The organism is Actomonas aquatica, assembly GCF_019679435.2.
GTDB lineage: Bacteria > Verrucomicrobiota > Verrucomicrobiia > Opitutales > Opitutaceae > Actomonas > Actomonas aquatica.
Genome location: NZ_CP139781.1, coordinates 4174396 through 4198962 on the forward strand (window position 1 = coordinate 4174396; position 24567 = coordinate 4198962).

Consider the following 24567-nt stretch of genomic DNA (forward strand, 5'->3'; position numbering starts at 1 on the left):
TCAACCCTTTGAATACCAAGTTTGCGGGTCGAGCTGGTAGTAGGTTTGGAGCTCGGCGTAGAGGTCGGGGCGCTTGCGGGCGAGTTGGCGGGGTTTTTCGAAAAAGGCCTCGGTGGCGACGGCGAAATACTCGGCGGGGTTGGTGGCGCCGTAGGTGTCGAGCACGGTGCGTTTGCCGTCGGCGGCGAGGCGTTCGAGGCGGGCGTGGCCGTCGGTGAGGACGTGGGTCCAGCGGGCGTAGTGTTCGGGGGCGCGGAGGAAGGGCGTGCCATCGGCGCGGCCGTCGGCTTGGTCGAGTTGGTGGGCGAACTCGTGGAGGGTGACGTTGTGGCCGTCGAAGGTATTGCGGGCGCCGCTGAGCACGGCGTTCCACGCGAGCACGATGGTGCCGCGGCTGGAGGATTCGCCGAGGCGGACGACTTCGCGTTCGACGACGATGCCGAGCTCGTCGACGAGGCGTTCGCGGGCGCGGTAGGCGGCGGGGTAGAGTAGGATGCTGCGCAGGCGCGGGAAGGGCGGTCCGGGGAGTTTGAGGCAGAGCACGCAGGCCTGGCCGGCGACGGTGAGCACCATCTCATCGGTGAGGGTGAGGCCGCCGCAGGCTTCGAAGTGTTTGTCGCGGACAAAGCGGGCGATCTGTTGGTGCAGGGTTTCGCGCAGGTCGGCCGGGAGGTGTTGGTAAAGGGGAACGTTGGCTTCGAGGATGGCGATCCAGGCGGGATCAAAAACCACGGGGCCGGGGTCGGGGGGATTCAGCCAGGCGGCGAGGCGGGTCCAGAAGCTCATGGGGGCAAGAGGCAAGGGTGGCGGGGCGGCGAAGGCAACGGCGCGCGTTTTTGAGATGGAGTCGGGCGGGCGGGCGCTGTCTGGTGGGCGGCGTATGGCATCTCCGACGCTTCTCGTTCTCGCGGCTGGCATGGGTTCCCGTTACGGCGGGCTCAAGCAACTCGACCCGGTGGGGCCGGCGGGCGAAACGATTTTGGATTACGCGGTGTTTGATGCGGTGCGGGCGGGTTTCGACCGGGTGGTGTTTGTGATCCGCCGCGATTTTGAGGACGCGTTTCGGGAGCAGGTAGGGGCGAAGTATGTGGGCAAGCTGGAGGTGGCGTATGCGTTTCAGGCGCTGGACATGTTGCCGGAGGGCGCGCTGATGCCGGAGGGGCGCGAGAAGCCGTGGGGAACGGGGCACGCGGTGTGGTGTGCGCGCGAGGTGGTGGGCGAGACGGCGCCGTTTGCGGTGATCAACGCCGACGACTTTTTGGGCGCGGATGCGTTTGCGCAGTTGGCGGGTTTTGCGGCGGAGCCGGATGCGGATCACGCGATGGTGGGTTACCGGCTGATGAACACCTTGTCGGAGCAGGGCGCGGTGTCGCGCGGGGTGTGTCAGGTGGACGCGGACGGCCTGCTCACGGAAGTGGTCGAGCACACCGGGATCCAGCGCCGTGATGTGGGGCCGGGGGGCGAGGCGCTCTTTGCGGGCGACGAGATTGTGTCGATGAACTGCTGGCTTTTTCAGCCGACGTTCTGGGGCGCGCTGGATCGGCAGTGGCGGGCGTTTGTGGCCGAGCGTTTGGGCGAGCCGAAGGCGGAGTTTTATTTGCCGGCGGCGGTGTCGGCGGAGATCGAAGCCGGGCGGACGTCGGTGCGGGTGCGGGCTACGTCGGCGCGGTGGTTTGGGGTCACCTATCGCGAGGACAAGCCGCTGGTGGAGGCGATGCTGCGCGGGTTGATCGCGGAGGGGGCGTATCCGTCACCGCTTTTTTGATACGGGATGCGCGATGCGGGATGCGGGGTGCGGGATGGGGGATACGGGATGGGGGCGGTGAGGCAACGGGGAGCGGCCGAGACGGCCGCTGCTACACCCGGAGAGTTACTGGGCGTTTAAGGTCCAGTCGTAGGGTTGGTAGGTGATCTTCCACTTGCCGGGGTTTTGGCGGAGGGACTTTGCGAGGTCGTCGGGGAGGAATTGGGCGGCGTAGCGGAGGAGCTCGGCGTCGGTGGTGGCGAAGTCGGCGCGATACCAGTTGAGGAGTTGGGAGAGGGCGGCTTGGCGGCGGCGCGGGTCAAAGGTGTTGCGGTGGGCGAAGAACCATTCGGCCTGTTGCTGCAGTTGGGTTTCGAGCTGCGCGGCGCTGTAGGCCTCGGCGCGGAGCTGGGCACAAGAGAGGGCGGCGCAGACGAGGGCGAAGTGGATGCGGGGTTCGTCCCAACGTTGGCGGATGATGGCGTGCTCGATCTGGTTGAGGGTGAGGGCTTCGCCGTTGACGACGGCGAGGGGGACTTCCCAGGGGGCTTTGTCGTCGGCGGGACCGGTTTGGCCGAGGCCGTGGATGACTTTGATGGAGTCGATCGGGTAGACGCTGAGGACGAGTTTGAGGGTGTAGGCGTTGTAGGCGTTGATCCAGAAGGCGAGCCGGGCGTCGGCGGAGTCGAGAGTGGCGGGATCGGTGGTCGCGAGTTGGGCGAGGTAGGCGTCGAGCCGCGGGTCGGTGCGCAGGGCGGCGTAGTCGACGCGTCCGTCCTCGACATGATCGTGGAGCAGCGCGTCGAAGGTGTCGTGGGTGAACGCGGTCGCGGCGCTCAGCGAGGTGAGGGCAACCCACAGCGGGGCCAGGAAAAGGAGAAGGGCGCGTGGCATGGCGCAATGAGAGGGTTGGATCGGGCAATTCATTCCCGAAGCGGTGAGGGGGGACGCGGGGGTGATTAACCCTGGCGCAACAGGCGCACGATCTCGGCCGGGTCGAGACGACGGGCGGGATCTTCGTCGATTGAGGCGGCGCGAATGGTGCGGTCTGGATTGATGAGGTAGGTGGCGGCGAGGGGCAGTTGGCCGTCGCCGGCAGGGCCGTTGGCTTGGGCCAGGTCGATGCCGAACTGGCGGTAGACCTGGCGGACGCGACCGGGGAGCGGGTAAGTGAGGCCGAAGCGGGTGCTCACTTTGAGGCCGAGGTCACAGAGCAGGGGAAAGGCGAGGTCCTCACGGGTTTCGAAGGCGAGGGCGGGGTCGGGCAGCTGCGGGGAGATGGCGACGAGTTCGGCGCCGGCGGCGCGGATTTCGGGCAGGGCGCGTTGCAGACCGCGCAGGTAGGTTTCGCAGAAGCCGCACCAGCCGCCGCGGTAGAACACGAGCACGACGGGGCCGTGGCGGAGGAGGTCTTTCAAGCGGGTGGGGCGGCCGGCGGAATCGGCGAGGATAAAGTCGGGCGCGGTATCGCCGGGCGCGAGGGCTTCGCGGGCAAGGCCCTCATCGACGAGGGTGGCGATGAGCTGTTCGATGGTGCGCAGCTGTGCCGGGGTCACGGCTTTCCGCCACGCCGCGGCCCGCTCCGCGAGTTCGCGGGAGGTTTGATGCTGGGCGGGCGTGGAGGACATGGTGACGGTGGAAAGGGGCCATCCGGCAGGAGCGGTGGCTCCGGGGCCGGAGGGGCGTGGTGGGAGGACTCAGGCAGCAAGCGGAATGCCGCAGGAGACGAGGAAGGGCACGAGTTCGACGGCGCCGAAATCGGAAAGGATTTTGCCTTCCCAGTCGAGCACGGGGGCGAAGGTTTGGCCGGAGAGGCGGCGCATGTCTTCGAAGGCGGCCGGGTCGCCGGAGACGTTGCGCTCGTGGTAGGAGACTTGAGCGTCATCGAGGACGCGGCGGGCTTCGGCGCACCAAGGGCAGCCGGATTTGGTGTAGAGGACGGGAGTCATTGGATTTTTGATTTTGGATTCTCGATTTTGGATTTGGCGGAGGGCCGGAGAGGCAGGGATTTGGGTCACAGAGATCACAGAGGAGGGCACGGAGGACACTGAGCGATCGAGTTATGTATTTTAATGGTGGATACTCAGGGGCGCCAGGCGTGGCGGTCGGCGGCGTCGCTGGCGGAGCCGGCCCAGAGGGAGCGCAGGCTGCCGAGCGGGCGGCTGTAGACGATGGAGACGGTTTCGGCGCCCGGGTTGTGACGGCCGAGGCCGGCGTTGGAGAGGTGGCCGATGCGCAGGCCGAGACGTTGGTTGCGCGGCAGTTCGCGGGTGAGTTCGGCGAAGGAGTAGAACTCGAGTTTCAGGCCGAGGTCGCGATCGGGTTCGTGTTGATAGTAGAACGGACCGGAACCGAGGGTGAGTCGGTAGTTGGGCGAGAGTTCGAGGTGGTAGATGAGGCCGGCACCGGCGAACCAGGTGCGCGAGTCGGTGAGGTTGAGGCTCACGTAGGGATGGATGCCGTGCCACTGTTGCGGGAAGCGCAATTCGAGGGCGGCGAGGGGATCGGCGGGTTCGTCGTCGAGCACGCCGAGCATGCCGAAACGGGCGACGAGGGTGTAGCTTTCGGTATCCGGGGCGGCGGTGCGAATGGCAGCGGCGGCGGGCGCGGCGGACAGGGTGCTCAGCAAGAGCAGGACAAACAGGGAGCGGAGGGAGGTTTTAGGTAGAGCAGTCATGGCTTAAGTTCCGGTTGAAGGGAGGGGCGCCTTGAAAGCTGGGAAGGGACGAGAGGGGATCCGCTGAAGGTCTAGACCACGGGAAGGGGGCAGTGGTTCGACGGGGCGTCGCGTGGAGGCGACGCCCCGTCGGGTCTTACTCCAGACTTCAGGCTGCTTGCTGCTCCGTGGCTTCACCACGGAAAGCGGGATCGAGGGCCACCGGGGAGAGGTGGATGAAGTAGTTGCTGATGATCTTCTGCACGACGCCGAGGAGGATCTCGACGGCCTGCTCGCGGGTGTAACCGGCGGCGATGAAGGCATTCAGTTTTTCGGGCGAAATGTAGCCGCGATTGGCGACGATCTCGCGGGTGAGGTTGATGAGGGCGTCGAGCTTGGCATCGGGCACCGGGTTGCCGGCGCGGACGGCGGCGACGATGGCCGGGTCGACCTTGACCATGGCTTTGGCGACGAGGCTGTGGGCGGCGACGCAGTAGCCGCAGTCGTTGACCGAGGAGATGGCGATGAGGATGAGCTGTTGCTCGGCCGGGCTGAACGACGTCTTTTCAAACGCGCTGGAGGCGGCGAGGTAAGCGTGCAAACCGGCGGGCACGTTGGCGATGGCGCCGATGAGGTTCGGCACGAAGCCGAAGGCCTTTTGGACCGCGGCGATGGCGTCGCGGGAGGCGGCGGGAGCGTCGTTGATGGAGCGCACCGGCAGTTCAAGGGAGGCGGGAGAAACCGTGTTGTTATTCATGGGACGAACTTGAGTAGATGAAGGTTGGTTTTATTCGCGGCCCCGCAGTGGGCGTTGCCGTCGATGTCCCAGAATAGCCCGAAACCATAAATAGCGGAAATCGTATGATCCGCTTGTAGTAATAGGATTATCTTATAACGGAAATGGCATGGAACTGAGGCATCTGCGGACCTTCGTGGCGGTGGCGCGGCACCTGAACTTTACGGTGGCGGCGGCGGAGCTGCATGTGGCGCAGCCGGCGGTGAGTCAGACGATCCGGGATCTGGAGGAGGAGATGGGGGTGACCTTGTTTCAGCGCTCGAAGCGGTCGGTGCGGCTGACGGCGGCGGGCACGGTGTTTCGCGGGGAGGTGGAGCGCATTTTGGAGACGGCGGACGGGGCGGTGCGGGCGGCGCAGCGGGCAGCGCGGGGTGAGGTGGGCAAGCTGGTGCTCGGCTACATGGGTCCGGCGACAACGCCGTTTTTGCCGCGGGTGTTGCGGGCGTATCGTGAGCTTTATCCGGATGTGGAGTTGGTGCTGCACGAGATGATGCCGACGGAGCAGCTGGCGGCGTTTGAGCAGGAGCGCATCGATGTGGCGTTTACGCGGCCGACGGGATTGGCGGGGCAGCGGTTGTGGTTGGAGGAGGAGTTGATTTACACGGACCGGGTGGTGGCGGCGGTGCCGTCGGATCACGCGTTGGCGCAGCGTCGCGGCGGGACCTTGCCGGTGAAGCGGTTGGGGCAAGAGACCTTGGTGGTTTACCAGCAGACGGGGGCCATGGGCCTGTATGACATCATCATGGGCATGTGTCGGCGGGCGGGGATCGCGCCGCGGGTGGTGCAAGAGCCGGATTTAATGCCGACGGTGGTGACGCTGGTGGCGGCGGGAGTGGGGATCGGTCTGGTGCCGGGCTGTGTGGCGTGTCGGCATGTGCCCGGGGTGGAGTTTCGGGAGCTGAGTCCGCGGTCGGATGACGTGCCGTTGGTGATGGCGTGGGGGCGGGACAATGCGTCGCCGACGCTGGGGGCGTTTTTGGATGTGGTGCGGGAGTTGAAGCCGGCGATTCAGGCGCAGATGGAAGGGGCGGCGCATTGCGGGCGGACGAGCTGAAATAAATGAAATTGAAGTTTCGTTGCAATATGCGGTCAGGCAGCGATACGGTGTCCCTTACTGGTCGTTCCTTCTGTAATCCTGCCGCTGATGAAGCGGTGCCTCGCCTCGTGAAGGGTCCGTGTCAGCGGCCGCGTGAGGGGGGCGTTCCCCGTAGAGATGAGGTTTCCGATCTATCGCAGTCTTATTTTCGCCACGCTCGGTTTACTGGGCGTGGTGCTCGGTGGCGTGGTGTTCTACTGGCTGGCGTTACAGGGGCTCCAACAGGCAGAGATGGGGCGTTTGCAGGCGCGGGCGGAGCAGCGGGCGACGGAATTGCGGGCGAAGGCGCGGGAGGCGGAGACGTATGTGCGGGCGTTGGCGGCCAACTCGGTGGTGAGGACGCTGGCAGCGGGAGATGGGGGGGAGGTGGCAGAGGCGGACCAACTGCGGCGGTTGGAGGAGGACCTGCTGGCGACGATGCGGGCGAACCTACGCGTGCAGCAGTTGCGATTGATCATGGCGGATGAAGCGGGCCGCGAGTTGGTGCGGGTGGACCGAAAGTCGATTTGGGAAGATGTGAGGGTGGTCGGCCCGGAGCAGTTGCAGGAGAAGGGGCACCGGGACTATGTGCGGAGGGGTCGGACCCTGGAGCCCGGGCAGGTGATGCTGGTGCCGATCAGTTTAAATCGGGAGGAAGGTCAGGTGGAGTTGCCGTATCGGCTGGTGGCGCGGGCGGTGGCGCGAACCGAGCCGGTGGAAGGGGGGCCGTCGGTGCTGGTGGTGGCCAATGTGGATGTGACCCGGGAGGTGGAGGCCTGGCAGCGGGAGTCGGGCGAGGGGTTGAAGGTGTATTTGCTGGGTGAAGACGGGGCATTTTTGTCGCACCCGGATCCGGCGCGGCGGTTTGGGGTGGAGCTGGGCACGGGGTTTACGGCGGAGCGGGAGTTTGCGAATTGGGAGTCGATGCGGCACGACGGGGCGGCCCAGCGGCAGATCGAGAGGGACGGTCCGGGGCATTGGTTGGGTTATGTGGAGGTGCCGGTGTTGGTGCGTTCGGCGCCGGAGCCGGTGGTGTTGGCGCGGGTGGTGATGAGAGCGACGGATCGGTTTTTGGAAGGGACGGCGGGCATGGTGTTGCGCACCTCGATGCCGCTGGCGGCGCTGGTGGCGGTGGGGCTGGCGGTCCTAGCGATCGTGATGTGGCGGGCGGTGGCGCGGCCCTTGGATACGATCCTGCCGGCGGTGGCGGCGTATCGCGGTGGGGGCACCTTGCGCATTCCGGTGCGGGTGGGGTCGACGTTTAAGCCCTTGGCGCAGGCGGTGGAGCGCATGAGCGCGTTGTTGCACGAGCAGTCGGAGGCGTTGGAGATGGAGACGAATGAGCGCCAGGTGTCGCAGCAGGCGATGGAGACGATCATGTCGGGCATGCCGGATGCGGTGTTGGTGGTGGACGAGAAACGGCGGGTGGCGTTTGCGAACCCGCGGGCGTGTCGGCTGTTTGAGCGGAAGGCAGAGGCGTTGTTGGGCACACCGTGTCCGTTGCAGTTTGAGTGCGACCAGGTGCTCGAGCTGCAGTATGGCGAGCAGTCGGCGAAACGTCGTTTGGAGGTGCGGGCGGTGGAGTTGGGGTGGATGCGGCGGACGGCGCAGCTGGTCGTCATTCGGGATGTGACGGAGGTGTTTGTGCTGTCGGAGCAGTTGCGGCAATCGGCCAAGATGCGGGCGCTGGGGCAGCTGGCGGCCGGGATTGCGCATGATTTTAACAACGCGCTGGCGGTGATGACGATGAGTGCGGAGATGCTAACGAAATGTGAGCAGGACGACGTGGAGCAGGCGAAGGAGTTGCAGGACGAATTGCGGGTGGCGACGCGGCGGGCGCGCGACCTGACGCGGCAGTTGTTGATTTTCAGCCGGGGAGACGAAGGTGAGGCGCGACCGATCAACCTGTCGGACTTGTTGGTGGGGTTGCTGAAGATGTTGCGGCGGACCTTGGCCCCGAAGGTGACGGTGCAGACCTCGTTGGAGGCGGACCTGTATTTGGTGGATGCGCGGGAGTCGGAGATCGAGCAGGTGGTGGTCAACCTCGCGATCAATGCGCGCGATGCGATGCCGCAGGGCGGGAAGCTACAGATCACCACGAGCAACCGGGTTTTTGAGCACCCGCTGGAGGTGGAAGGGGTGCATGTGCCGCCGGGGCATTATGCGGTGTTGGAGGTGGCGGACAATGGTTCCGGGATGACGCCGGAGGTGAAGGCGCAGGTCTTTGATCCGTTCTTTACCACGAAGGATCGGGGCAAGGGCACGGGGATGGGGCTGGCCAATGTTTTCGCGATTGTGGAGCGCCACGACGGGGTGGTCGCGCTCCACTCCGAGCCGGGCCAAGGGACCTGTTTCAGCATCTACCTACCGCAGACGCTGAGGACGGTGGAGGCGACTACCGGAAGTGAGGAGAATCTGTTGGAGTTGGCCTCCTGTCATGGTTCGGAGCGGGTGTTGGTGGTGGAGGACGAGCCGGTTTTGGCGCGCCTGATGGTGGTGTGTCTGGAGGAATATGGGTATGCGGTGGAGCACGTGTTGGCGGGCGAGGAAGCGTTGCTGCGCTTGCAGGATGATTCGCAGGCGGCGGTCGACCTGATTATCGCGGATGTCCTGTCCCCAGGTATGGGTGGGTTGGAGTTGAGTGTGGAGTTGTCCGCGCGGGGCCTTGAAGTCGCCGAGCTGTTGATCTCGGGCTCGTCCAATTGTTCGGAGGAGGAGGCGAGGGCGGCGTTGGCGCGAGGGGCGCGGTTTTTGGGTAAACCGTTTACGCCGTCGGTGCTCGTCAAGATGGTGCGAGAGGTCTGCGACGAGCGAAAGCGGGGTTAGGCGTTAAGGGGCCACGCTTTCGCCTTTGGCTCAACCGGCAGCTACTGGTGGGACCGGAGCGCGTGTATTGCGCTGGACCCACGTAATTTGAAGACAGCCCCTAGAGTTCGAGTTTGAGGGTCTGCACTTCGGAATCGGTGGCGGTGCGCAGGCGGATCACGACTTCGAGTTCGTCGATGGCGGCGGGGTAGGAGGCGCGCATGGGTTCGAGGGCCTGGAGTTGGCCGGGCTCGAGGGTGAAAATTTCGGGCACGGGCACAAAGTTGCCGAGCACGGAGCGGACCTCGGCGACGCGCAGGCGCAGGGCCTCATCGCTGGTGTTGCGCAGGGTGATGGTGAGCGATTGGCGGGGCGGCGCGCCACCGCCGCGACGGGCGCCGGGACCGGCGTAGGCGCGGGGCCGGCGATCGGTGAGGGCGGGTTCGTCGATGACCACGGGTGCGCCGCCGAGGCGTTGGGGCGGCAGGGCGTCGACGAGGCGGAAGGGGCCGAGTTCGGCCACGACTTCCAATTGATCACCAAAAAAGTGGGCCCGGCCGGTGATGACGGGTTGGGGCGGAGGAGGACCGGAGCGTGGGGGGGCGCCGCAGCCGGCGACCACCAGCAAGGTGATCAGCAAGGCGAAGGAGCAGCGGAGCATCGACGATCGGGGGGGCATGAGCGAAGCGGACAGGAGTGAGACGGCGAGGCGGCTTAAGTGTTTCGTGGAGAAGCGGAATAATGCGCGGAGGGCGGCGCGGCGCCAAGCCTGCTGGGGTAAGGGGCGTCCGGGCGTTGACGGTGACGGCGAGGCGGTTGATGGTGCGCGGCAACCTGCTCATGCTCGCCGCGCTCTTTTCTCAACGACACCTCACCCGCAACATTCTCGTCGCCATGGCCCTGGGCATCGCCCTCGGCGTGGGCCTCAACCTGTTGGGAGTCGATGCGGAGTCGCCCGGGTTTCTGGTGGGGCAGGTATTTCCGACCATCGGTGGGATCTTTGTGCGGCTGCTGCAGATGATGGTGGTGCCGCTGGTGTTGTTTTCGCTGATGACCGGCACGGCGGCGCTGGATGATGTGCGCAAGCTCGGTCGCATTGGCATCAAGACCCTGGCCTTCTATCTCGGGACGACCGCGCTCGCGATTACGATTGCGATCGGTCTGGCGGTGTTGGTGCAGCCGGGGGCCGGGTTCACGCTCAACTACGATCACGATTTTGCGGTGAGTGAGAGTCCGCCACTGGCGCAGGTGATCATGGACATTTTCCCGACCAACCCGATTCAGGCGATGGCCGAGGGCAAGATGCTGCAGGTGATCGTCTTCGCGATCCTGTTTGGCATCGCCATGTGTTTGGCGGGCGAGCCGGGCAAGCGGGTGTTGGCCATCGCCAACGACCTGAATGAGATCGTGATGAAGCTCGTCATGATCCTGATGCTGGCGGCGCCGTTTGGTGTATTTGCGCTGGTGGCCAAGACCTTCGCGCTGGAGGGGCTGAGTGCGATCGTGGCGTTGGGCAAATACTTCGGCCTGGTGGTGGTGGCGCTGGCGGTGCACGCTTTCGTGTCTTACGGCGGCATCCTGAAGCTCTTCACCGGGCTCGGCGTGATTAACTTCTTCAAGATGATGCGACGGGTGCAGTTGTTTGCCTTCTCCACGGCGAGCAGCAACGCGACCCTGCCGGTGAGTCTGGAGAACGCGGAGCACAATCTGGGCGTCAAACCCTCCATCGCGTCGTTCACGATTCCGCTCGGCGCGACCGTCAACATGGACGGCACGGCGATCATGCAGGGCGTGGCGACGGTGTTCATCTCGCAGGCGCTCGGCATCGATATCGGAATCCAAGGTTACCTGATGGTGATTCTGACCGCGACGCTGGCCTCCATCGGCACGGCGGGTGTGCCGGGGGTGGGGCTGATCATGTTGGCGATGGTGTTTCAGCAGGTGGGTCTGCCGATCGCGGCGATTACGGTGATTTACGGAGTCGACCGCCTTCTCGACATGGCGCGCACGGCGGTGAATGTGACCGGCGACGCGGTCGTTTCGGTGATCGTGGCGAAGAGTGAAGGTGAATTTGACCAGGCGGTTTACGACGCCGACGAGCCGGAGTGGCAGAAGGATTGACACGCGCGGTGAAACGAAAAACCGGCCCGAAACGGGGAGGGGCCGGCGTGGAGGGGCCGTTATCCGAGAGGATGAAACTTTGTGATGCGTGACGATTCCGCTCGCCGGGAGCGGTGGGGTTTTCACTTTCCAGCGCTCCTTTCCGAACTCACGTTGTCCCCCAGTTCATGAACTCCATTTCCAACGAGCTGTTGATCCTGCTGCTGTTGCTCCTGATCAATGGCATCTTCGCCATGGCGGAGGTCGCGCTCATTTCGGCGCGCAAATCGCGCCTGCGTGAGCTCGCGGAGGACGGCGACAAGCGGGCCGAACGGGCGTTGGCGGAGGCGTCGGAGCCCTCGCGATTTTTGTCGACGGTGCAGGTGGGCATCACGCTCGTGGCGGTCCTGGCCGGTGCGTTTGGTGGTGGGGCTCTCACGACGCGTTTGGAGAGCTTTTTGGCCGGCATCGGTCCCCTGGCAGAGTTTTCCCATAGCATCGCGCTGACCATTGTGGTGGTCGGCATCACCTTGTCGTCGGTGGTGTTGGGTGAGCTCGTGCCGAAGCGCATCGCGCTGATGAAGCCGGAAACAATCGCGCTGATCCTGGTGGGCCCCATGCACAAGCTGTCGCGCATCGTGGCGCCGGCGGTGAACTTGCTGACGTGGTTGTCGGAGTTGGCGTTGCGGCCGTTTGGCCTGCATCGCGCGCCAAAGGAGGCGCCGGTGACCGAAGAGGAGGTCAATATTCTGGTCGAGCAGGGCATGACCGAAGGCGTCTTCAACGAGAGCGAGCGCGACATGGTGGCGGGCGTGCTGGAGCTCGATGAGATGCCGGTCACCTACCTCATGACGCCGCGGCCGAAGCTGGTGTTCCTGGATCTGGCCGAGCCCGACGAAACGAATTGGCGCAAGGTCGTGGCCAGTGGTCACTCGCACTTCCCGGTCGTGCACGACAACCGCGAACAGGTGGTCGGCATGGTGTCGGTGAAAGCGATCTGGGCCAACAATGCCTTTGGGGTGCCGACGCAGTTGCGGCACCTGCTGACTCCGCCGCTCACCGTGCCGGAGACGATGATGGCGAGCGCGTTGCTCGAACAGTTTAAGGTTTCGGGCAAACACATCGCGCTGGTGGTCGACGAGTTTGGCTCCGTGGCGGGCATCGTGACGCTTTACGACGTGCTCGAAGCCATCGTGGGCGACATCCCGGAGTCGGGTCGCGACGACGAGCCGGAGGCGAAGCAACGCTCCGACGGCTCTTGGTTGGTGGATGCCACCTACGATATCGACGAGCTGAAGGAGCTCACCGGCATCGACGAATTCACCCACGAGGAGGAAGCGGAGTTCCAGACGGCCGGTGGTTTTGTGATGACCCACTTCGGGCGCATTCCGTCGACGGGCGAAGCGTTTGAGCATGACGGCTGGCGCTTTGAGGTGGTCGACATGGACCGCCACAAGATCGACAAGCTGCTCATCTCCAAGTTGCCCGATGCGGCCGAGGACGACGGCGAGAAGCGCCGCGATCGCGACAACGACGGCGAAGAGCAGGTCGCGGGCTGATCCGAACCGCGTCGCTCGGACACCCCACGGCTCCTTATTCTTTCCTCTTTATATTTCCCTTTCTCTTCGGGGAGCGGATGGGTTCCGGCCTGGGGGGAGAAAGAAAAAGATAAAGAAGAAAGAGAAAGAGGGAGTCGGGCGGGGCCCGACTTACCAGCCCCGGCCTAGCCAAGTCGTTTGGGTGGGGATGCGGACGAGGGAGTCGTCGGCGGTGAGGAAGAGGGTGGTGCCGTCGGGGCCGCCGAAGGCGACGTTGGCGGTGCCGCGACCGGTGAGCAGGGAACCCAGGTGCTCGCCGTCGGGGCTGAGGATGACGAGGCCGCCGGGGCCGGTGGCCCAGACGAAGCCATCGACATCCACTTTCAGGCCGTCGAAGCCGCCGCGACGGCCTTGCTCGCGCAGCGGGCGACCATCGAAGAACACGCGTGGTTCACCGACGGCTTGGCCGGTGGCGTCGAGGGAGAGGGCGTAAATGTAGGGTGCGGCGCCGTCGGTGCTGCTGATGTAGAGGGTGCGTTCGTCGGGGGAGAGGCCGATGCCGTTGGGGCGGCTGATGGCGGCGGTGAGCAGGTGGACCTGGCCGCTGGGTTGGAGGCGGTAGACGCCTTGGTGGGGCAGTTCCTTGCCGACCTTTTGATCGGTGAGGCCGTAGGGCGGATCGGTGAAGAACAGGTCACCGGAACGGGCGCGCACGAGGTCGTTGGGGCTGTTGTAGCGGAGGCCTTCGAAGCGGTCGGTGAGGGTGGAGAAGGTGCGGCCGTCGGCGTTGAGGCGGGCGAGGCGGCGGTCGCCGTGTTGGCAGAGCAGGAGACGGCCGGCGGCGTCGAAGGCGAGGCCGTTGGCGCCCTCTTCGTAAGGCGCTTCGCTCATGAGGCCGGTATAGCCGGAGGGGTGGAGGAAGAGGCGGGTGCCGCGCGCGGCGGTCCAGGCGTAGGCCTTGTTTTCCGGCACGTCGGTGAAGAGCAGGCGGTCGTGGGTCGCGTCCCAGACGGGGCCCTCGGCCCATTCGAAGCCGGTGGAGAGCAGCTCCATGTGGGCGTCCGGCGCGAGGCGGTCGTCGAGAGCCGGCGAGAGGCGCTCGACGGTGCCGAAGACGGGGTAAGCGCCGGGCTCTTCGTTGAGGATGTGCGCGAACGTGGCGGTGACGGCCGAGAGGGAGAGCGCGAGAGCGGCGGTGGCGGTGGAAAGCAAGCGAGGGACAGGCATGGGGCAGGAGAGGTCTTTCGTCTTTCTCGTTCTCCCTGAAGGGCGAAAGGCTTCCGGCTGGCGGGGATTACGAGAAAGATAAGGAGTAAAGAGAAAGAAGGGGGAGGTGGGGCGAGGGAGGGGCCTTTGACCGTTAACGCTGGGCCATCGCGTTTTGTGAACAACGTGTGGACAAGGGGGAACAACTCACAGCAAGTTGCGTTTGCTTTGTGGAGAGGGTCAGCCGACGTTGGCGAGCCTTCCACCACGACGATGAGCCGCGACGACACATGCAAGACCCCTTCACCGGCCAACCGACCTGCATCCAAGGTGGGCGACTCCCCGACGAAGAAAGCTGGCGCGCGCTTCAACACGATCACCGGCGACGACTGGAAGCGCTCGCTCGCTTCCGCGCGGCTGCGGCGGCAGTCGGCATCGGAACGTATCCGGACGATGACCTCGTCCTCTGGGAACCCGACGAAATAGGGCTGCTGGCGGCGGCGGATCCGCTGTGGAGTGAACTCGATGAGGCAGCGCGGGCGTTTCGCGCGACCTTTCCGTTGATCGAGCTGGAGGACTTCGGGTTTCCGGCCGACGTGGAGGATTTGTTGGGCGAATGCAGTCCGCGCCTGCGCCCGATCAGCAGTGGGGTGGAGGCGACGGCGTTCGAGGCGGAGGATCAATCGATCTACAAGTTTTTCATGCCGCGCGACGATGGGCACATCGGCGGTAGTTTTGAGTTTTACCGCAGTGACGACGTGGCGCTGCAGGCGGAGGCGGCGGACGGGACGTATCAGGCGATGTTGGAGAAGTTTGACCTCATCCTGCGGCTGGGCGGCATGCCGACGGAGGTGGTGGGCGTGACCAAGCGTGAAGGCGTGCTGGTGACGAAGCAGACCCTGGGCGGGCTGTTGGGGGAAGGCGCGGACACCTCGGGCGTGCAACCGGCGGGACTCATCGCGTGGCCGTCACGGTTTCTGCGGGCGCACCGGGATCATCCGCGGCTGTATTTTGTGGACGGGGCGCCTTGGCTGGTGGCCGATCTGCACAGCAAAAACCTAGTGAAGGCGGCGGACGGGCAGCTGCGGGCGATCGATCTGTTGGCCGCGCCGTTGCCGCTCGATTTGGTGGCGAAGGAACCGCTGTTGGCCGACTGGCTGGAGCGCGTGAAGGCCGATGCGAGTGCGACGGTCCTGCGCGCGGTGGACGATGACGAGTTGTGAGCGCGGCGGGGGTAGCGGCGGAGAGACAGGGACTTTTGTTAACCGCGGATGGATACCGGGGGGGGGCCGCGCTGAAATCAGTCGGCGGTCTGCGCGAAGAAGCGGTTTTCCAGAGCGATGCAGAGGGCGTGGTAGATGGGCAGGTGGCGTTCCTGGATGCGTGGGGTGCTTGTATGGGGAACGCGGATACAGACGTCGCACAGGGGCGGCATCGCGCCGCCGCTTTGGCCGGTGAGGCCGAGGGTGTGCATGCCGCGGGTGCGGGCGACGCGCAGAGCGTGCAGGACGTTGGTCGAGTTGCCCGAGGTGCTGATGGCGAGCAGGACATCGCCGGGCTGGCCGTAGGCGTGCACCTGTTGGGCGAAGACGAGCTCCGGGGAGACATCGTTGGCGAAGGCGGTGGAGAGGGCGGTGTGCGCGGTGAGGGCGACGGCGGGCAGGCCGCCCTGCAGTTGGTCGGCGAGGAGTTGGCCGGCCTCGCCGTGTTGGGCGACCAGCGCCTCGCGGTCGGCGGGGGGCAGGGGGCGTTTGAGCATGAAGCCTTTGACCAATTCGCCCACGATGTGATCGGCATCGGCGGCGCTGCCCCCGTTGCCGCAGGTGTAGAGGCGGTGGCCGGCGGCGAAGGCGTCGCCCAGCAGGTCGGTGGCCGCCTGGACGTCGGGCAGGATGGCTTGCAGATCGGGATAGTCTTGGCCGAGGGCGATGAGGGTGGGGCTCATGGGCGAGAGGGTTCAGGCGAAGTCGTGCACGGCGGCGGCGATGGCGCCGTGGCTACCGATCGTCTCGCCGAGGGTGGCGGGTTCGATGCGACAGGCGGCACGCGAGGGAGCGAGGGTTTCAGCGGCGAGTTCGGCTGCGAGGGTGGGCTCGAGCAAGTGACGAGCCTTGGGAAAGAAGCCGCCGAGGGCGATGCACTCGGGGTTCAGCAGATCGATGGTGAGGGCGAGGGTCTGGCCGAGGCGTTGGCCGGCTTCGGCCCAGATTTCCCGGGCGAAGGCGTCGCCCGCGTCGGCGGCTTCGGCGAGGGTTTTGGCGGTGATGGGCGGTGAGTCGTCGTGCCAGCGCGGAGCGATGTCGGTGCGGCCGGCGCGGCGCAGTTCGGCGAGGCGGGCGATGCCACCGCCGCTGCAAAAGCCTTCGACGGAGCCGGCTTTGCCGAAGCCGACGGGGCCATCGGGGGCGAGGCGCACGTGGCCGATTTCCCCGGCGTCGCCGGTGGTGCCAGCGTAGAGGCGACCGTCGAGGATGAGGCCGGCGCCAAAGCCGGTGCCGGAGGTGCAAAAGACGAAGTTTTGCGTGCCGCGGCCGACGCCGAAGATCCACTCGGCGAGGGCGCAGGCATTGGCGTCGTTCATCAAGGTGGCGGCTCCGCCGAAACGGGCAACGAGTCGTTCGCAGATGGCGATGCCGTGCCAGCTGGGGTGCAGGTTGGGCGGACAGGTGATGGTGCCGGTGCGGGGGTCGAGCGGACCGCCGCAGGAGACACCGATGCGCAGAGGGCGCTGGTCGTTGGCGCGCAGGGCGGCGATGCCGGCCTTAAGTTGCGCGAAGGTGGTGGTGAAGTCCGCGGTGGGCACGCGCACGGTTTCGACCACACGTTCGCCGTTCCAGTGACATACGGCGCATTTGGTGCCGCCGATATCGAGACCGAGGTAGTGGAAGTCGGAGGGAACGGAAAGCGACATGACGGGGCGGGAGACCGTCGGGCAAAGCCAGGCGGATTTCAATGGGGAAGGCGTGGATCGGCGCACCGGCCGTGGGAGGGGCACGGAGAGCGACCGACCGAGAGGCAGAGATTTTTTTTAACCACGGATTTCACAGATGAGCACAGAAGGCTGGCGCACTGATTTCGGCGGAGAGGCAGGACTGTTTTTTAAACCACGGATGCACACGGATGGCTTCGCCTACCGGCTACGCTCTGATGTTTTGGCGGAACGGTAGTGGAGCCTATCCGTGTTCATCCGTGGTTAAAAAAGGCGGTTGCTCGGCTCGCCTGGGTTACCAGACGCGGGTGGCGCGTTTGGATTCGAGGGCGGATTCGGCGGGATCGGGGAGGGCGGGGAGGAAGTCTAGGCCGGTGCGCTGCTCGAGTTCGTCGATGGTGACGAGGAAGTCGCCGAGGCGGGCGCTGTCGGCGGGAGAGGACGGGAAGAGGAAGGCTTGGGCGCGGACGCGGCCGTCGCTTTCGTCGACGAGGATCATGTAACAGGCTTCGGGGATGGCGGGGCGGTTGCGGGCTGAGCCGGGCAGGCGGGCCGGGGGATTGCCGAGCACGGGACCGCAGAGCACCCAGATCTCGCTAAAGCGGGCGGGGTAGGCGGTGGCGATTTCCATCTCGAGCTGCTTCCAGAGGCCGGCGTTGAGGCGATGCAGCTGCGGGATGATGTTGCTCATGAGAAAAGTCTCGCGCTGGGCGGGTTCACCGTAGCGGGTGGCGATGGCGTAGTTGGGCGCGAGGTGACCGCGGTCGTAGCCGGTGCCGGTGTAGGCGTCGCTGTCGATGCGGGCGACGGTGCGGCGATCGACGTCGAAGCGGTCGGGGCGCTCGGCGGGCGTGGGCAGCGGGGAGATGTCAGCCACCCGGTAGGCGGCCCAGCGCGCGACGCCAACGTTGTCGTCGTAGCCCACGAGGTAGCCGGTGTTGGTGAGCAGGCGGGTGACTTGAGCCGGAGAGTTGGCGGCGACGGGGGCGCCAGCGTAGAGATGGGTGCGGTCGCCGGGGGCGGGGGCGGCGCTGACGAAGTCGGGGCTGTAGTAGAGCTGGTAGAGGTCCCAGGCGACATCGAGCGGGTCGACGCGTTTGTTTTCGGCGAAGGTATTGCCGACGAGTTGGCGGACCTCGGCCTGGCGACCGGGCGGCTGGAGAAAATACCAGACGCCGCCGCCGAGCAGGATGAGGGCGTTGAGCCAGAAGAAGGCCTTGGTGCGGCGAAAGCGGGCGGGCAGCGCGCGTTTGGCGCGGGCGGAACGGGACTTGGTGGAGCGGCGTGGCATGGAGAACGGTTGCGGCGAGCGATACAGTGACGGCGGCGGCGGAGAGGCAGGGTTTTTTTTTTAAACCACGGATGAACACGGATGGGCTCCACTAACGTTCCGCCAATACCCATCAAACGGGTTCAGGGCGTAGCCGGTAGGCGAAGCCTTTCGTGTCCATTCGTGGTTAAGAAACTCGGTGTGGGCGGGCACAAAAAACGCCTCCCGGGAGCGGGAGGCGTTTTTTAGTTCGTAGTTTGTAGTCGGTGACCGTCGGTCAGCTGACCTCGTAGCTAGCAGTTACTTGGCCAGAAATTGGATGATGTCGTTGGCCTGTTCGGTCGTGGAGCCCTTGTGGTCGGCGTAGACGATCTTGCCGTCGTGCACGAGGTAGGCGGAGCGACTGGCCATGATCATGCCGTTGGCGCCGAAGGCTTTGGCGACGGCTTTTTCGGTGTCGGCCAGGAGGGTGAAGGGGAAGTGGTATTTCTCCTTAAAGGCAGCCTGCTTTTCGACGGTGTCATAGGAGACGCCGATGACGGCGACGCCCTGGTCGGTGAGCTCTTCGTAGGCGTCACGCAGGGAGCAACCTTGTTTGGTGCAGCCCGGGGTGTCGGCCTTGGGGTAAAAATACACCAAGGTGTAGTCATGCGACGAATACACGTCGGCCAGGTTGAGTTCGGAGCCCTCGTCGGTGAGGGCGGAAACCGCGGGAGCGGGGGCGCCCACATCAAGCGGGGCGGCGGTGCCAAAGCTGAGCATGGTGAGAAAGAGGACGGTCGTAAGCAGGGATGCGCGACGTTTCATGATGGGTAAGACTTAAGGGACCGAACGACATTTCGGCAAAAGCGCAAGTCGGGCGGTGTCGGCATCCGTTAACGCAAAACGGCCGGAGCCCAAGCGACTCCGGCCGTGCGTGAGAGGGCGGCGTGCAGCTACGCCGCCGGTTACCCAACTCTCAGAATTTGTAGGTGAAGGAGGCCTTCACGTTGAAGGGGTTGCCGGGGACGGCGGCGGTGCGGCTGCCGGCGGCGAGGATGTAGTCCTTGTCGAGGACGTTGTTGAACTGCAGTCGGCTGGTCCATTGCTCGGACTTGTAGCTGAAGCCGAGGTTCACGAGGGTGCGGGCGTCGACCAGGAAGGTCGGTTGGTTGGGCACAAACACGTCGCCGGGGAGCGGGGTGCTGGTGGTGTAGCCGGTGGCGTTTTCGCCCACGACGTCGCCCTTGTAGTCGATGCCGATGTTGACGCCGAAACCGCTGAGGGCGCCTTCGCCGAACTGGTAATCGGCGTAGATGGCGCCGTTTTGGTCGGGCACGGCGCGCACCCGGACCTCGGTGATGGGTTGGCGAATCTCGAAGGAGGTGAAGTTGCCGATGAGGGTGAGGTTTTTGTTCACGGCCCAGGCAAACTCAGCTTCCCAGCCCTTGGAGTTGAGGTCGAGGTAGAGCGGGTTGGGCAGGAGGTCGGCCTCGGCCTGGCGGCCCTGCGCGACGAGGGTGTAGTAGTCGCTGTTGGGCACGGCATAATTCTGCTGCGAGATGTCGAAGTAGGCGACGGAGGCGGTGAGGCGGTCTTCGAAGAGGTTGAGCTTCACGCCAAACTCGTCCTGTTCGCCGGCGGCGGCGCGGAAGGAGGAGCCGTAGGTGCCGGGGTTGAGGGAGGACGGCATGGTGCCGCCGGAGGAGTTGAAGCTGTAGAACAGCGAGACGCCTTCGATCGGTTTGACCACGAGGCCGAGAGTCTTGGCGGTGGTGGACAGGGAGTAATCGGGATCGGTGATGGCGGGCGGCAGGCCGGTGTCGTCGATGCGTTGCAGGTTGCCGAAGTAGCGTGAGACGCCGCCGGAGAGCAGGATGCGGTCGTCGAGCAGGCCGAGGTTTTCGTAGACGAAGAGCTGGAGGTCCTGCTGGCGACCGGTGCGGTTGCCGCCGCCGGCGGCGAGGGAGGGTTGCGGCCAGACGCGATCGGGGAAGGTGATCGAGTCGAGGTCGCTGGCGAGGATGGAGGGGCGGGCGGCGGCCGGGTAGGCTTTGAACTGCACGCGGGAGTAGTTGGCGGAGACGCCGGCGATGGTGGTGGAGTTGAACCACTCCTCTTCAAACTTGGCGGCGTAGTCGTTGCGGAAGTGGCCCTCGGTGTAGAAGAGGTCGACGGCGCCGTTGTTGCGGGTGAAGAGCCAGGTGGAGGGGTCCGGGATCGGGCTCGGGGTGGAGGACGGCACGGCGGTGGGGCCGCTTTGGTCGACCGACCAGGTGATGCCGGGCTCGTATTTGCCGGTGGTGGGGTTGCGGGTGACGGGGATGCCGGCGATGGCGGCGGAGGTGCCGCCCTGGTCTTCGCGCACGACGTGGTTGGCCATGAACTGGAGGCGGGAGGTCACGTGGTTGCCGAGGTTGGAGAGGAGCTCGACGGTGAGACGCTCGGTGGCGCGGTGGCGGAAGTCCTGATCGTTGCCGAAGGAGAAGTCGCGCGGCAGGCCGCGGGCGATGAAGGCGTAGTCATCGGAGCCGACGGAGGGATCGATGGGCAGACCGACGAGGGTGGTTTCGCGGTTCTGCATGAACTCGGCCTTCACGTTGAGTTTGTGGTTGTCGCTGAGCTGCCAGGCGAAGGACGGGGCGAGCAGGTAGCCGGTGCGGAAGTAACCGCGGGTGTAGCCGTCGTTGTCCCAGTAGGCGGCCACGAGACGCACGGCCATGTCGTCGTTGACGATGCGGTTGAGGTCGGTGCTCACGCTGGTGGTGCCGTATTGGGCCCAATCCATGCTCACGGAGCTCTGGTCCTTGCCGATGATGGGGGACTTGGTGATGGGGTTGAACTGACCACCGGGGGAGCCGCCGGGCACGAGGATGGCGTTGGGGCCCTTGATGATCTCGATGCGCTCGATGTTGAAGTTGGGCAGGGAGGCGGAGTAACCGTCCTGACCGGAGATTTCGGTGCCGTCGATGAACTCGTGGGAAACCTGGAAGCCGCGGATCATGTAGCGGTCACCACCGACGGGCAGAGTGGATTCGACGACCGGGGTGATGTATTTCGCGGCGTCGAGCATGCGGGTGCTCATGGTGTCCTTGAGGAAGTCCGAAGTGACGACGGAGATCGTCTGCGGGATGTCCTGGATGGACGTGGCGACGCGCGAGGCGGAGAGGGCTTGGTTGGACTGGTAAGGGTTGGGGGTTTCCTCCTCGATGACGAAGGCGGGCAGGACGACGGTGGGTTCGGCGGGGCCGGCGGGAACGGTGTCGGCGGAGGGGGTGGATTGGGCGCCGAGCGAGCCGGCGAGGAGTCCAAGGCATGCGAGCACACGGTGCCGCAGAATGACAGCGGGTAGGGTCATAGGAGGGGTGGGTTTTGCTTGGTTTGGGATACAGTTATCCCCGGGCGACACGTCGCGGGTAGTGGGGGTAACCGTTTGGGAAAGGGGTTGGGGTGGGGGCGGGATTGACCCCCGGGGTAGGTGCAAAAAGACGTAGCGCACGATGTTGCCGGCGCGACGCGACGTGCTGCCGAACTGTCATTCAACGGTAACCTTTTGAGGGCACGGGGGTGGTGGCATCAGCGAGCGCATGGATGAAGCAAAGGTCACCCTGCGATCATTGGCGCGGCAGCTCGGACTCTCCCCCACCACGGTGTCGGATGCGCTGCGCGGTCGGGGGCGGGTGAGCGCGGAGACGGCGGAGCGGGTAAAGGCGGCGGCGGAGGCGTGTGGGTTTCGCATCAACCCGCTGACCTCATCGGTTTTGGCGGAGGTGCGGCGCAGCCGGCACGACGGGTTGCAGGGCGTGATCGCGGCGGTGGATCTGCAGGAGACGGAGCACTGGCCGCACGGGCCGTTTCCGGCGGAGCTGGTGAAGGGGGCGCGCCAGCGGGCGCATGAGATGGGTTTTGACGTGGAGACGTTTGTGGCGGGCGGCCGTGACCTGCCGCTTCGTCGGCTCGACGGCGTGCTGCGGGCACGCGGCATTCACGGAGTGATGGTGTTGCCGAGCTGGTATCAGCCCGATGTGCGCGAGCTCGATTGGTCGCGGCTGGCCGGAATCTACACCGACTTCGTCACCTCACAGCCGGCGTTGCATGTGGTGTGTCTCGATCACTACGCGTCGATCTACCGGCTGCTCGGGCGGTTGAAGCAACGTGGGTATCGACGTCCCGGATACATCTTCGAGCAGCAGCGCAGCGTGCGTATCCAGCACCGGCAGCGGGCGGCGTTCGCGGCGTTTTTGGCGGTGAACCCGGAAGTGGAGTCGGTGCCGATGGCGGTGACACAGGCCGCGTTGAAAAAGGAGGAGTTCCTGAGCTGGTTTCGAGCGGAGCGGCCGGACGTGGTGTTGACGCATGCGGCGGCGGTGCAGGACTGGATCGAGGAAGAGGGCGCGGCGGCGACCACGGGTTTTGTGCTGCTCAACAAGATTGATCAGGTGCGCCCGTGTGCGTGTCTGGACCAACAGCCGAGGGTGATCGGCGCGCGCGCGTTGGAGATGGTGGCGGCGCAGGTGTTGTGCGGTCCGTTTGGTCCGCCGGTGCGGCCGACCCGCACGCTGCTCGAGGCCCTCTGGGTGGAGGGCCCGAGTGTGCGGCCGCCGGAGGAGGCGGAGTCGGATCGGACGGAGGCGGCGGCGGAATGGCCGAGCGACGAAGCGTTGTCGGCCTGAGTTACCCGGGGCTTACTCCACGCCGGTGACGGGCAGGTCGTTGGGGTGCTCGATGCTGAACTTGAGGTCGAGGGTGCGGGAGGCGCCGGGGGCGAGGGAGCCGGTCCAGGTGAGGATGCCTTCTTCGTCGCGGTGGAAGGCCTTGGACTTGTCGTCGCCGGTGGCGATGTCGCGGGCGGTCGGGCTGAGGAGCTCGACTTTGATCTTCTCGTGGCGGGAGACGGGCAGGGGCTCGGCGATGCGCAAGGTGACGGGCACGGACTTGTGGTTGGTGAGGGTGAGTTTCACCTCGTAGGTCACGCGGGTGCCGGAGTTGGTGAAGCCGGTCTTTTCGACGAAGCGGTTGGTGAGGTCGCGTTCGATGGCGATGCCCTCGTCGACGCCGAGCGCGAGGTCGAAGTCCTCGCCGGGCATGGTGGTCTCGAGTTGGCTGTTGGCGATGAAGGCGCCGTCGACGAAGGACGCGAGCGGGCCGCCGAGCAGCGGGAAGTCGGTGGTGTTGGAGACGGTAGCGGAGAGGAAGGCGCTGGCGATGTATTTGGGCGTGCTGTCGTAGCGCAGGCCGGCGGGCAGGGTGACGGTGGTGACGGAGACTTTTTGGGTGGTGCCGTCGGCCGGAATGGTGGCGGGAGCGGTGATTTTGAAGGTGGCGGCGGTGAGGCCGGTTTCGACGGTAGCTTGGGCGACGGCCATGTCGGCCTCGACTTCTGCTCGGCCGGCGATTTTGAGTTCGGGAGCGGGCGCGGCGGCGCGGCTCACGGAGAAGGCGGAAAGGGTGATTCCTTCTTCGTCGGCGTAGCGACGTCGTTGTTCGAGTTCGGCGACGATCCACGGTTGGGCTTCGGGGGCGGAGCCGCCGGCGCTGGGGCGGGCGGTGGAGAGGGTAAGGGCGACGTTGGTCCAGGGTTCGCCGGTGCGGTTGGTCACTGAGGCTTGGTAGTCGAAGGCGACCTCGCGGGCGGTGGAGTCGAGGCGGGCGTTGTAGACCGGTGCCCAGCGGGCGCCGGGCACGGTGTAGGAGAGGGCAAGTTGGCCGGGGCCAGCGGTCGAGGTAGTGAGGCGCACGGTGACCTCCTTGACGGCGCGGCGACCGGGGAGGCGGCCACGGGCTTCGTTGAGCTGGGCCTGGGCGGCGGCGATTTTTTGGGCGAGGTCTTCGCGTTGGTCGGAGAGGTTGCGCTTGGCGGTGGCGAGGCGGGCTTGGTTTTCGGCGGCGAAGCTCAGGAGGTTCTGCAGCTCGGAGAGGTCGCGGGGCGCGGCGGGGCCTTCGGTGGGCGGGGTGGTTTGGGCGCGGATGATTTGGTCGAGCACCATCGACTCGCGATCGAGGAGTTGGACTTTGTCGGCGAGCGTCTGGTCCTGGTCGCGGAGGGATTCGAGGGATTGCTCGAGCTCGCGGATTTGGGGGCTGGGCTCGGACTCGACGAAGACGTTGCGGGCGTTGACATCGAGGATGGTGGTGCCGGCGGGGCCGCTACCGCGGACTTGGAGGGAGTTGTCCCAGAGGTTGGCGGGCAGGCCGGTGAGGGTGATGGTGGATTCGCCGGCGGGCAGGGTGAGGTCGGCGTGGCGTTCGACCAAGGCGCGGTCGGGATAAACGGTCACGGCCGTGATGGTCGATTTGGTGGGCGCGGCGGAGAGCAGCGCGGCCGAAGTGAGGAGCAGGCAGAGGGCGGGCAGGCGGCGGCGGAGAAAAGTCATAACGAGTCGGAGGGAGTTTTAGAGACAACGCGGGAGGCGTTGAGTTCTTAGACGCAGGCGGAGTCGGCGATATTCAATCGGCTGGGGCAAAAGGT

The 24567-nt window shown here is 65.6% G+C and carries 21 protein-coding genes; 7 read left to right on the plus strand and 14 right to left on the minus strand.

The features are described 5' to 3' along the window. On the minus strand, positions 1–786 hold the full coding sequence (locus K1X11_RS15850; RefSeq protein ID WP_221031218.1) for a M90 family metallopeptidase: 786 nt from the start codon (positions 784–786) through the stop codon (positions 1–3). Positions 787–880: 94 nt separating this feature from the next. Here K1X11_RS15850 and K1X11_RS15855 point away from each other — a divergent pair, with 94 nt between their 5' ends. Beyond that, positions 881–1765 (plus strand): nucleotidyltransferase family protein, encoded by an 885-nt coding sequence (locus K1X11_RS15855; RefSeq protein WP_221031219.1) that lies wholly within the window; start codon positions 881–883, stop codon positions 1763–1765. Positions 1766–1870: 105 nt separating this feature from the next. Here the strand turns inward: K1X11_RS15855 and K1X11_RS15860 are convergent, their stop codons facing one another. From K1X11_RS15860 to K1X11_RS15880, 5 genes are all read right to left on the minus strand, one after another. Then, positions 1871–2638, minus strand: a complete 768-nt coding sequence (locus K1X11_RS15860; protein WP_221031220.1) for a DUF547 domain-containing protein — start codon at positions 2636–2638, stop codon at positions 1871–1873. A gap of 65 nt (positions 2639–2703) precedes the next feature. Next, positions 2704–3372 carry a peroxiredoxin-like family protein gene (locus K1X11_RS15865; RefSeq protein ID WP_221031221.1) on the minus strand — a complete coding sequence of 223 codons (669 nt, stop codon included), beginning with the start codon at positions 3370–3372 and terminating at the stop codon, positions 2704–2706. A gap of 69 nt (positions 3373–3441) precedes the next feature. Continuing rightward, complete coding sequence (locus tag K1X11_RS15870; protein WP_221031222.1) at positions 3442–3693, minus strand: glutaredoxin family protein; 252 nt, start codon at positions 3691–3693, stop codon at positions 3442–3444. A 134-nt stretch (positions 3694–3827) separates the two neighbouring features. Next, the gene (locus K1X11_RS15875) at positions 3828–4421 is read right to left on the minus strand and encodes an acyloxyacyl hydrolase (RefSeq protein ID WP_221031223.1); all 594 of its coding nucleotides are present in this window, start codon (positions 4419–4421) and stop codon (positions 3828–3830) included. A gap of 148 nt (positions 4422–4569) precedes the next feature. After that, positions 4570–5157: a carboxymuconolactone decarboxylase family protein gene (locus tag K1X11_RS15880; RefSeq protein ID WP_221031224.1), complete on the minus strand. Its 588-nt coding sequence runs from the start codon at positions 5155–5157 to the stop codon at positions 4570–4572. 148 nt (positions 5158–5305) lie between these two features. Here K1X11_RS15880 and K1X11_RS15885 point away from each other — a divergent pair, with 148 nt between their 5' ends. Together K1X11_RS15885 and K1X11_RS15890 are read left to right on the plus strand one after the other, a co-directional pair. Beyond that, positions 5306–6250 carry a LysR family transcriptional regulator gene (locus tag K1X11_RS15885; protein ID WP_221031225.1) on the plus strand — a complete coding sequence of 315 codons (945 nt, stop codon included), beginning with the start codon at positions 5306–5308 and terminating at the stop codon, positions 6248–6250. A 159-nt stretch (positions 6251–6409) separates the two neighbouring features. Next, the gene (locus tag K1X11_RS15890) at positions 6410–9097 is read left to right on the plus strand and encodes a hybrid sensor histidine kinase/response regulator (protein ID WP_221031226.1); all 2688 of its coding nucleotides are present in this window, start codon (positions 6410–6412) and stop codon (positions 9095–9097) included. 100 nt (positions 9098–9197) lie between these two features. On the opposite strand, the gene K1X11_RS15895 is transcribed toward K1X11_RS15890, so the two are convergent. Next, entirely contained in the window at positions 9198–9755 is a 558-nt protein-coding gene (locus K1X11_RS15895) for a hypothetical protein (RefSeq protein WP_221031227.1), read from the minus strand. Positions 9756–9916: 161 nt separating this feature from the next. Here K1X11_RS15895 and K1X11_RS15900 point away from each other — a divergent pair, with 161 nt between their 5' ends. Together K1X11_RS15900 and K1X11_RS15905 are read left to right on the plus strand one after the other, a co-directional pair. Beyond that, a complete protein-coding gene (locus K1X11_RS15900; protein ID WP_221031228.1) occupies positions 9917–11197 on the plus strand; it encodes a dicarboxylate/amino acid:cation symporter in 1281 nt (426 codons plus the stop codon). Between the two features lie 167 nt (positions 11198–11364). After that, the gene (locus K1X11_RS15905) at positions 11365–12735 is read left to right on the plus strand and encodes a hemolysin family protein (protein ID WP_221031229.1); all 1371 of its coding nucleotides are present in this window, start codon (positions 11365–11367) and stop codon (positions 12733–12735) included. 150 nt (positions 12736–12885) lie between these two features. Here the strand turns inward: K1X11_RS15905 and K1X11_RS15910 are convergent, their stop codons facing one another. After that, entirely contained in the window at positions 12886–13941 is a 1056-nt protein-coding gene (locus tag K1X11_RS15910; RefSeq protein WP_221031230.1) for an SMP-30/gluconolactonase/LRE family protein, read from the minus strand. 269 nt (positions 13942–14210) lie between these two features. Here K1X11_RS15910 and K1X11_RS15915 point away from each other — a divergent pair, with 269 nt between their 5' ends. Beyond that, a complete protein-coding gene (locus tag K1X11_RS15915; RefSeq protein WP_221031231.1) occupies positions 14211–15143 on the plus strand; it encodes a hypothetical protein in 933 nt (310 codons plus the stop codon). A 77-nt stretch (positions 15144–15220) separates the two neighbouring features. Here K1X11_RS15915 and K1X11_RS15920 read toward each other — a convergent pair whose 3' ends face one another. From K1X11_RS15920 to K1X11_RS15940, 5 genes are all read right to left on the minus strand, one after another. Beyond that, positions 15221–15865, minus strand: a complete 645-nt coding sequence (locus tag K1X11_RS15920; protein WP_221031232.1) for a D-sedoheptulose-7-phosphate isomerase — start codon at positions 15863–15865, stop codon at positions 15221–15223. A 12-nt stretch (positions 15866–15877) separates the two neighbouring features. Beyond that, positions 15878–16831, minus strand: coding sequence for an ROK family protein (locus K1X11_RS15925; protein WP_221031233.1), 954 nt, complete (start codon positions 16829–16831; stop codon positions 15878–15880). Positions 16832–17144: 313 nt separating this feature from the next. Continuing rightward, positions 17145–18140 carry a DNA/RNA non-specific endonuclease gene (locus tag K1X11_RS15930; protein WP_221031234.1) on the minus strand — a complete coding sequence of 332 codons (996 nt, stop codon included), beginning with the start codon at positions 18138–18140 and terminating at the stop codon, positions 17145–17147. Between the two features lie 279 nt (positions 18141–18419). Beyond that, the gene (locus tag K1X11_RS15935; RefSeq protein WP_221031235.1) at positions 18420–18926 is read right to left on the minus strand and encodes a peroxiredoxin; all 507 of its coding nucleotides are present in this window, start codon (positions 18924–18926) and stop codon (positions 18420–18422) included. A 151-nt stretch (positions 18927–19077) separates the two neighbouring features. Beyond that, entirely contained in the window at positions 19078–21456 is a 2379-nt protein-coding gene (locus K1X11_RS15940) for a TonB-dependent siderophore receptor (RefSeq protein ID WP_221031236.1), read from the minus strand. Between the two features lie 229 nt (positions 21457–21685). On the opposite strand from K1X11_RS15940, the gene K1X11_RS15945 reads away from it, so the two are divergent. Beyond that, complete coding sequence (locus K1X11_RS15945) at positions 21686–22771, plus strand: LacI family DNA-binding transcriptional regulator (RefSeq protein WP_221031237.1); 1086 nt, start codon at positions 21686–21688, stop codon at positions 22769–22771. Between the two features lie 12 nt (positions 22772–22783). On the opposite strand, the gene K1X11_RS15950 is transcribed toward K1X11_RS15945, so the two are convergent. Further along, positions 22784–24472 (minus strand): mucoidy inhibitor MuiA family protein, encoded by a 1689-nt coding sequence (locus K1X11_RS15950; RefSeq protein WP_221031238.1) that lies wholly within the window; start codon positions 24470–24472, stop codon positions 22784–22786. Positions 24473–24567 lie beyond the last annotated feature (95 nt).

What these genes read in the sequence shown, in the direction of transcription:
- K1X11_RS15850 (WP_221031218.1), bottom strand. Translation starts at nt 786, where the DNA reads ATGAGCTTCTGGACCCGCCTCGCCGCCTGGCTGAATCCCCCCGACCCC.
- K1X11_RS15855 (WP_221031219.1), top strand. Translation starts at nt 881, where the DNA reads ATGGCATCTCCGACGCTTCTCGTTCTCGCGGCTGGCATGGGTTCCCGT.
- K1X11_RS15860 (WP_221031220.1), bottom strand. Translation starts at nt 2,638, where the DNA reads ATGCCACGCGCCCTTCTCCTTTTCCTGGCCCCGCTGTGGGTTGCCCTC.
- K1X11_RS15865 (WP_221031221.1), bottom strand. Translation starts at nt 3,372, where the DNA reads ATGTCCTCCACGCCCGCCCAGCATCAAACCTCCCGCGAACTCGCGGAG.
- K1X11_RS15870 (WP_221031222.1), bottom strand. Translation starts at nt 3,693, where the DNA reads ATGACTCCCGTCCTCTACACCAAATCCGGCTGCCCTTGGTGCGCCGAA.
- K1X11_RS15875 (WP_221031223.1), bottom strand. Translation starts at nt 4,421, where the DNA reads ATGACTGCTCTACCTAAAACCTCCCTCCGCTCCCTGTTTGTCCTGCTC.
- K1X11_RS15880 (WP_221031224.1), bottom strand. Translation starts at nt 5,157, where the DNA reads ATGAATAACAACACGGTTTCTCCCGCCTCCCTTGAACTGCCGGTGCGC.
- K1X11_RS15885 (WP_221031225.1), top strand. Translation starts at nt 5,306, where the DNA reads ATGGAACTGAGGCATCTGCGGACCTTCGTGGCGGTGGCGCGGCACCTG.
- K1X11_RS15890 (WP_221031226.1), top strand. Translation starts at nt 6,410, where the DNA reads ATGAGGTTTCCGATCTATCGCAGTCTTATTTTCGCCACGCTCGGTTTA.
- K1X11_RS15895 (WP_221031227.1), bottom strand. Translation starts at nt 9,755, where the DNA reads ATGCCCCCCCGATCGTCGATGCTCCGCTGCTCCTTCGCCTTGCTGATC.
- K1X11_RS15900 (WP_221031228.1), top strand. Translation starts at nt 9,917, where the DNA reads ATGCTCGCCGCGCTCTTTTCTCAACGACACCTCACCCGCAACATTCTC.
- K1X11_RS15905 (WP_221031229.1), top strand. Translation starts at nt 11,365, where the DNA reads ATGAACTCCATTTCCAACGAGCTGTTGATCCTGCTGCTGTTGCTCCTG.
- K1X11_RS15910 (WP_221031230.1), bottom strand. Translation starts at nt 13,941, where the DNA reads ATGCCTGTCCCTCGCTTGCTTTCCACCGCCACCGCCGCTCTCGCGCTC.
- K1X11_RS15915 (WP_221031231.1), top strand. Translation starts at nt 14,211, where the DNA reads ATGCAAGACCCCTTCACCGGCCAACCGACCTGCATCCAAGGTGGGCGA.
- K1X11_RS15920 (WP_221031232.1), bottom strand. Translation starts at nt 15,865, where the DNA reads ATGAGCCCCACCCTCATCGCCCTCGGCCAAGACTATCCCGATCTGCAA.
- K1X11_RS15925 (WP_221031233.1), bottom strand. Translation starts at nt 16,831, where the DNA reads ATGTCGCTTTCCGTTCCCTCCGACTTCCACTACCTCGGTCTCGATATC.
- K1X11_RS15930 (WP_221031234.1), bottom strand. Translation starts at nt 18,140, where the DNA reads ATGCCACGCCGCTCCACCAAGTCCCGTTCCGCCCGCGCCAAACGCGCG.
- K1X11_RS15935 (WP_221031235.1), bottom strand. Translation starts at nt 18,926, where the DNA reads ATGAAACGTCGCGCATCCCTGCTTACGACCGTCCTCTTTCTCACCATG.
- K1X11_RS15940 (WP_221031236.1), bottom strand. Translation starts at nt 21,456, where the DNA reads ATGACCCTACCCGCTGTCATTCTGCGGCACCGTGTGCTCGCATGCCTT.
- K1X11_RS15945 (WP_221031237.1), top strand. Translation starts at nt 21,686, where the DNA reads ATGGATGAAGCAAAGGTCACCCTGCGATCATTGGCGCGGCAGCTCGGA.
- K1X11_RS15950 (WP_221031238.1), bottom strand. Translation starts at nt 24,472, where the DNA reads ATGACTTTTCTCCGCCGCCGCCTGCCCGCCCTCTGCCTGCTCCTCACT.